Source organism: Paenarthrobacter sp. YIM B13468, from assembly GCF_042788025.1.
GTDB lineage: Bacteria > Actinomycetota > Actinomycetes > Actinomycetales > Micrococcaceae > Arthrobacter > Arthrobacter aromaticivorans.
In genome coordinates, this window is the sequence record NZ_JBHZPI010000004.1 from 281,693 (window position 1) to 288,093 (window position 6,401).

Here is a 6,401-nt window from a genome sequence, read left to right on the forward strand (position 1 = left end):
CGCAACGCACCCTAGGATTGGTAACCATGAGCGAATCGGCAGTAACTCCGCAGGCCAGCGACCAGTACGTCCAGTCGCTGGCCCGGGGACTCGCCGTAATCCGGGCCTTCGATGCGAACAACCCCGTGATGACCCTCAGTGAGGTCGCAGCCCGCACTGACCTGACTCGCGCCACGGCCCGCCGTTTTCTGCACACCCTCGTGGAGCTCGGCTACGTTCGCACGGACGGCAAAACCTTCGCGCTCACGGCCAAGGTGCTGCAGCTCGGGTATTCGTATCTTTCGGCGCTATCCTTGCCCCAGTTGGCCCAGCCGCACTTGGAGGAACTGTCCTTGAAGCTGGGGGAGTCCACCTCGGCAGCCGTGCTGGACGGGCAGGACATCTTTTATGTGGCTCGCGTAGCCACAAAACGCATCATGAACGTCGGCATCACCGTAGGCACGCGCTTCCCCGCGTACGCAACGTCAATGGGTCGGGTCCTGCTCGCCGGCTTGCCGCAGGCGAAACTTGAGGCTTATCTTTCGACGGCGGAACTCACCCCGCTCACGCCGCGAACCGTCGCCAACGCCCCAGACTTGAGGGCCGCCGTCGAACGTGTCCGTACGCAAGGCTGGTGTCTTCTGGACCAAGAGCTGGAGATCGGGCTAATGTCCATCGCGGCCCCGGTGTGGAACCACAACAATGGCGACAACGTAGCGGCGATCAATGTGTCCCTCCAGGCGCAGGCCGTGGCAGCTAAGCCTGACCCGGAGAAATATCTCGAGTCCGTGCGGCAGGAAGTCGTCGCAACGGCCAACGCGATCTCACAGGACGTCTCCGCCAAGCACTAACGGAACTGACTGGCATTAGTGGTTACTCTGAGCCTTCATAACATCTGGCGGTGGGGACTAGTTGGGCCGGGGCGGCTGCTTCCGGATTGCAGCCAGCCGCGTCTCAAGAATCCGCCGAACCATGGAATCCGGAACAGGATTGTTAGCCGAGAACCGCAATGTCCCCGGTGACCACGAGTAACCGCCAAGCTCCTCCGACATCTCCGGCAGGATCTGGCCGCTAAACGGGTACAGGGCCAAGTGCTTCTTTGTTTCGAGTACGCTCACGAAGCCCTTGCCGTCCACAAGCAAGGCAGGCATGCCGTAGCTGGTGCCTTCCTCGGCCTCGGGCGCGAGTTCCCGGGCGATGTCAACGATCCGCTCCAGCATCTGCCGGTTGTTTTCGCTGACGCTGGCCAAGTATTCGGTGACGGTTCCCATGGGGACATCCTCCGGCACCGCAAGCGGAAGAGCCAGAGACTTAGCGCTCAGGAATCACCGCGATGCCCTGGATTTCGATCATGGCCTCTTTCTGCCACAGCCGGGTGACACCGATGCCGGCCATCGCCGGGTACTGCGAGCCAGCCATTTCACGCCAGATGCGTCCGATCTCGCGGCCGTTCGCCATGTAGTCATCTACGTCCGTGAGGTAGATAGTGACGTTGACGAGGTCCTCCGGCTGCCCGCCCGCTTCCCGGAGCGTGGTCAGCACGTTGGAAAACGCCTGCGTGAACTGCTCCACGATGCCGCCGGGAACGATGTTCATGTTCTTGTCCAAGGCAGTCTGTCCACCCAGGAACACCGTGTTGCCGGCGAGCATGCCGTGCGCAAAACCGGATGGCTTGGGGAGTGACTCCGGGTTGATTGTTTTGTGGCTCATGCTGTTCCTCCTTGTTGTGGCAACTGCAAAAACTTTTGAAATGCCTCTGTGCAGATCATTTCTGCCGTGCTACGTTGAGCATATGTGACGATCGTAAAAAAGTCGACACATTGAATCTCGAAGGAGCAGAACCCATGAAACTTGCCACCTTGCGCACCTCCAGCGGAAGTACGACGGCGGCACTCGCCACGGGCGCCGACACGTACCTTGCGCTGCCGGCCACGGACGTCGGCGCGCTCCTGGCCCAGCCGGAATGGCGCTCCATCACCAAGAAGGCAGCGGAAGCAGCGGCGGAGGGCGGGCAGCCCGTCATCGCAGCAACTGAAGCTGACTTTGCCCCGCTCCTGCCCCGCGCCGGAAAAGTCATCTGTTGCGGACTGAACTACGGGGATCACATCCAGGAAATGGGCCGCGAACTTCCTGAGTTTCCGACGCTGTTCGCCAAATACGCTGACACCCTGATCGGAGCCGCGGACGTCGTAGAAGTCCATGGCAGCGGTCGCGTGGACTGGGAAGCCGAGTTGGCCGTCGTCGTGGGTTCTGAACTGTTTCGTGCCGACGAAGACCAGGCCCGGGCGGCGATCGCCGGGTACACCGTTGCCAATGACGTCTCCATGCGTGACTGGCAGAACCGCACCCTGCAGTGGTTCCAGGGCAAGGCTTTCGACGCAACCACACCAGTGGGCCCCGTGATGTTGACTGCGGACGAGGCAAGCGAAAGCTTCGAAGTCCGTGGCTACGTCAATGGGGAGCTCGTGCAGCAGGGCAATACCAGCACACTGGTGTTCGGCCCCGCACAACTCCTGTCCTACATTTCCCAGTTCACAGTCCTGCGCCCCGGCGACCTCGTCCTCACGGGCACGCCAGGGGGAGTAGGTATGGGGATGACCCCGCCGCGTTTCCTGAACGACGGCGACATCCTCACCACCGAAATCGACGGCATCGGCCGCTTGGAAAACCAGTTCCGAATCCACGCGCCAGTCCCTGCCAACGCCTAAACCCCGCCCACGCCCAAACCCCACAGCCAAACAGCCAAAAGGAGAACCCCATGAGCCAGACCACTACCGACTACCGCCTCGAAGGCGACAACTCCATCTACGCCGGCCCTGACGGCAAGGTGGTTCCCGTTGTGACCCGGGCCGGTGAAGAAGACACCAATACTGCCCAGTCCGGCGACGCCATCCGCGTCTCCGGTGTGAGCATCCAGCACACGCCGGCAACCAAGATCTGGTTCGGCCAGGTTTCCAACACGCCCGGGTACCGTTCCCTGCCCCACCACCACGGCGAAGCCGAAACGGGTGGCTATGTACTTCGTGGGCACGGCCGCATCTACTTCGGCGAAAACTACTCAGAATTCATCGACATGAAGGCCGGTGACTGGGTATTCGTTCCACCGTTCATGCCGCACGTCGAAGCAAACATGTCCGTCACCGAAGAACTCGTGTGGCTCACGGCCCGCACCCCGGAGAACCTCGTCGTCAACCTCGAGGACGTTCCGGACGAAACCCTCGCCGACTACCGTCGGGCATAACCACCATGATCACTGGAACCTTGACCTCGGAGACCTTCCTCAGGGCTGTGGACCTCACCCCAACAGAGGCCCAGGTTTTCGACGAAGCGTATGAGGCCACCACCCAGTACGTACCGTGGCCCAAGGCCTACGGCGGAGACATGGTGGCCCAGGCTGCAGCCGCAATGATGCGTTCGGTGGACGCCGACAGGCAACTCCACTCCATGCACAGCTACTTCATGCGGCCCGTGGACATCGGTGCCCATGTTCGTTACGAAGTGGAGCGTTTGCGCGACGGTCGCGGCTATTCCACCCGTAATGTCCGTGGTTTCCAGAATGGCAAGCCTGTATATGCCGCGATGGGTTCGTTCCAGGTTCCCGAAGATGGTCCGGACTTCCAGCCGGAGGCTCCTGCCGCCGTCGAGCCTGAGTCCCTGCGCTCCGCAGCGGAAGCACTGGACGGGGCAGAAGGCCCAGCCGCAGACTATTGGTCTACGGGCCGTAGTTTCGATATGCGACATATTCCGGGACCGGTATACATCGAGCTTGAGGGTGGATCCATGCCGCAGCAGGCAATTTGGGTCAAGGCTTTCGACAGCCTCCCCGACGACGCCAACCTCCACCGTGCTGCCCTTGCCTACGTTTGCGACTACACGATCCTGGAGCCGCTACTCCGGGTCAACGGACTCAACTGGTCCAGTCCCCGGCTCGCCACCGCCAGCCTTGACCACTCCATGTGGTTCCACCGCGATGGCCGCGCCGACGACTGGGTCCTCTATGCACAAGAGGCCATATCCGGCCAGAGCAACAGGGGCCTGGCCATGGGCCGCTTCTTCGATCGGCAAGGAAGGCTCCTCGCCACAGTCGCCCAAGAAGGCATGATCCGCGCCTGAACAGCTTTACCCCCAACACATCCCAAGCTTCACTGATGCACCACTGAAAGGAACGGCCATGAGCATGACGCCATCGGCCCACGTGGACACGTTCACCCGCGACCACCTGCCGCCCGCCGACACTTGGCCGGCGCTCGAATTTACCCTGCCGGAACTCCACTACCCGGAGCGGCTGAACGCAGCCGCCGTGCTGATCGACAACGCCGTCGAGACGTACGGCCCGGACCGGCCAGCGCTCCGTACTCCGGATGGCACCGTCTGGTCTTATGGACAGTTGCAGCTGCACTCCAACCAGGTTGCCCAGGTCCTTACCGAAGACCTCGGGGTAGAACCCGGAAACCGCGTGCTGCTCCGTGGCCCCAACAATCCATGGCTGGTTGCCGCTTGGCTTGGCGTGCTTAAGGCGGGCGCCGTGGTGGTCACCACGATGCCCATGCTGCGTTCCAGCGAGGTCGCCACGTTGATCCAGCTCACCAAGCCCGTGGTCGCGATTTCCGATCACCGCTTCGTGGATGAGCTCGCGACGGCGGCAGGCGAGGACGTCGCCGTCCTGAGCTATGGAGGGCCCGACGACGGCGACCTCACCGCGCGTTGCGAAGGCAAGAGTGGGGAGTTCACGGCTGTGGACACGTCTGCGGACGACGTAGCCCTGCTGGGTCCAACATCCGGAACTACGGGTGTGCCCAAGGTGACCATGCATTTCCACCGGGACGTCCTGGCGAATGCGGATACTTTTGCCCGCCACATCCTGCAGCCCACAGCTGATGATGTCTTCGCCGGTTCCCCTCCGCTTGCTTTCACGTTCGGGCTCGGCGGATTGGTGATCTTCCCGCTGCGGTTTGGCGCGTCGTCGCTTCTGACCGAGAAGGCCGGCCCTGTGGAACTGGCCGAGCATGCTTCGGCTGCCGGGGCCACCATCCTTTTCACGGCTCCTACTGCCTACCGGGCGATCCTGAAGGAAAAGCGCGGGGACTTGCTTCGTGGCCTTCGCGTTGCTGTTTCGGCGGGGGAGCACCTGTCCAAGGAGACGTGGGAAGCCGTCCGTGAGGCGACGGGCCTGAAGCTGGTCAATGGTATCGGCGCCACAGAGTTGCTTCACGTGTTCATTTCCGCTGCCGGGGATGACATCCGTCCGGGTACTACCGGCAAGGCCGTGCCGGGCTTCAGGGCAACCATTCTTGATCAGGACGGCAACGAGCTTGGCCCTGGCCACTCCGGCCGGCTGGCCGTGATTGGGCCCACGGGTTGCCGCTACCTCGACGACGCACGCCAAGCGAATTACGTGGTGAATGGCTGGAATGTCACGGGCGATACGTTCTCCATGGATGGGGACGGGTACTTCACGTACCAGGCCCGGTCCGACAACATGATCGTTTCTTCCGGCTACAACATCGGCGCGCCCGAGGTGGAAACCGCCATCGACCAGCACCCGGACGTCGTGGAGAACGCGGTGATCGGCCGGCCTGATCCTGAGCGCGGAAGCATCGTGTGTGCGTTTATCGTCCTACGCGAGGGTGTCATTGGCGACGCCGCGAAGCGTAAGGAAATCCAGGACTTCGTGAAGCAGACCATCGCCCCGTACAAGTACCCGCGCGATGTCCGCTTCGTCACCGAGCTGCCGAGGAACCCCAGCGGCAAACTCCAGCACTTCAAGCTCCGCGATGGCCTCCTCAAGGAGAGCACCACAGGCGAAGCGGAAACCCAAGAACTTACCCCTGCTGGCCAGAGCCAGGCTTGAGAAGGAGCATGAGCATGAAGATCGCTATTGTTGGAGGCGGCCCGGGCGGGTTGTATTTCGCGGCTTTGATGAAGCAGTTGGATCCGTCGCACGAGATCACGTTGTGGGAGCGCAATGCTGCCAGTGACACGTTTGGGTTTGGTGTGGTGTTTTCCGATGAGACCCTGGGCGGGATTGGTAACGCTGATCCGGTGGTCGCGGAGTACATGAGCCGCCGGTTCGCGCGGTGGTCCGATATTGATATCCATTTCCGTGGCGAAATGATGACGGTAGGCGGGCAGGGGTTCGCGGCGATGAGCCGCAAGGAGTTGCTGGAGTTGCTGCAGCGCCGTTGCCTGGAGTTGGGCGTGGATGTCCGGTTCTCCACCGTGGCTCCGCCGGTGGAGGACCTCGAAGCCAACTATGATCTGGTGCTCGCCGCTGATGGGGTGAATTCGCAGATCCGCGCCCAGTACGCGGACGCGTTCGGCCCGGACCTGGACCCGCGGTCCAATAAGTTCATGTGGCTGGGCACGGACCAGGTGTTCGAGGCTTTCAAGTTCTTCGTCAAGGACACCGAGTTCGGTGTGAT

General features: G+C 62.1%; 8 protein-coding genes. 6 read left to right on the forward strand and 2 right to left on the reverse strand.

Annotation, left to right across the window (positions count from 1 at the left end; translation table 11 throughout):
- The first annotated feature begins 26 nt into the window (after window positions 1-26).
- A complete protein-coding gene (locus ACFX4T_RS06360; protein ID WP_377651156.1) occupies window positions 27-830 on the forward strand; it encodes an IclR family transcriptional regulator C-terminal domain-containing protein in 804 nt (267 codons plus the stop codon).
- Between the two features lie 57 nt (window positions 831-887).
- Here the strand turns inward: ACFX4T_RS06360 and ACFX4T_RS06365 are convergent, their stop codons facing one another.
- Window positions 888-1,250: an iron chaperone gene (locus ACFX4T_RS06365; RefSeq protein WP_377651157.1), complete on the reverse strand. Its 363-nt coding sequence runs from the start codon at window positions 1,248-1,250 to the stop codon at window positions 888-890.
- 40 nt (window positions 1,251-1,290) lie between these two features.
- Complete coding sequence (locus ACFX4T_RS06370; RefSeq protein ID WP_216927234.1) at window positions 1,291-1,689, reverse strand: RidA family protein; 399 nt, start codon at window positions 1,687-1,689, stop codon at window positions 1,291-1,293.
- A gap of 134 nt (window positions 1,690-1,823) precedes the next feature.
- Between ACFX4T_RS06370 and ACFX4T_RS06375 the strand changes: the two genes are divergently transcribed.
- From ACFX4T_RS06375 to ACFX4T_RS06395, 5 genes are all read left to right on the forward strand, one after another.
- Window positions 1,824-2,687 carry a fumarylacetoacetate hydrolase family protein gene (locus tag ACFX4T_RS06375; protein ID WP_377651158.1) on the forward strand — a complete coding sequence of 288 codons (864 nt, stop codon included), beginning with the start codon at window positions 1,824-1,826 and terminating at the stop codon, window positions 2,685-2,687.
- A gap of 50 nt (window positions 2,688-2,737) precedes the next feature.
- A complete protein-coding gene (locus ACFX4T_RS06380; protein ID WP_223947329.1) occupies window positions 2,738-3,220 on the forward strand; it encodes a cupin domain-containing protein in 483 nt (160 codons plus the stop codon).
- 5 nt (window positions 3,221-3,225) lie between these two features.
- On the forward strand, window positions 3,226-4,092 hold the full coding sequence (locus tag ACFX4T_RS06385) for an acyl-CoA thioesterase (RefSeq protein WP_377651159.1): 867 nt from the start codon (window positions 3,226-3,228) through the stop codon (window positions 4,090-4,092).
- A 58-nt stretch (window positions 4,093-4,150) separates the two neighbouring features.
- Window positions 4,151-5,830, forward strand: coding sequence for an AMP-binding protein (locus ACFX4T_RS06390; protein ID WP_377651160.1), 1,680 nt, complete (start codon window positions 4,151-4,153; stop codon window positions 5,828-5,830).
- 14 nt (window positions 5,831-5,844) lie between these two features.
- On the forward strand, window positions 5,845-6,401 hold a 557-nt coding region (locus ACFX4T_RS06395), incomplete at its 3' end, for a lycopene cyclase family protein (protein WP_377651161.1).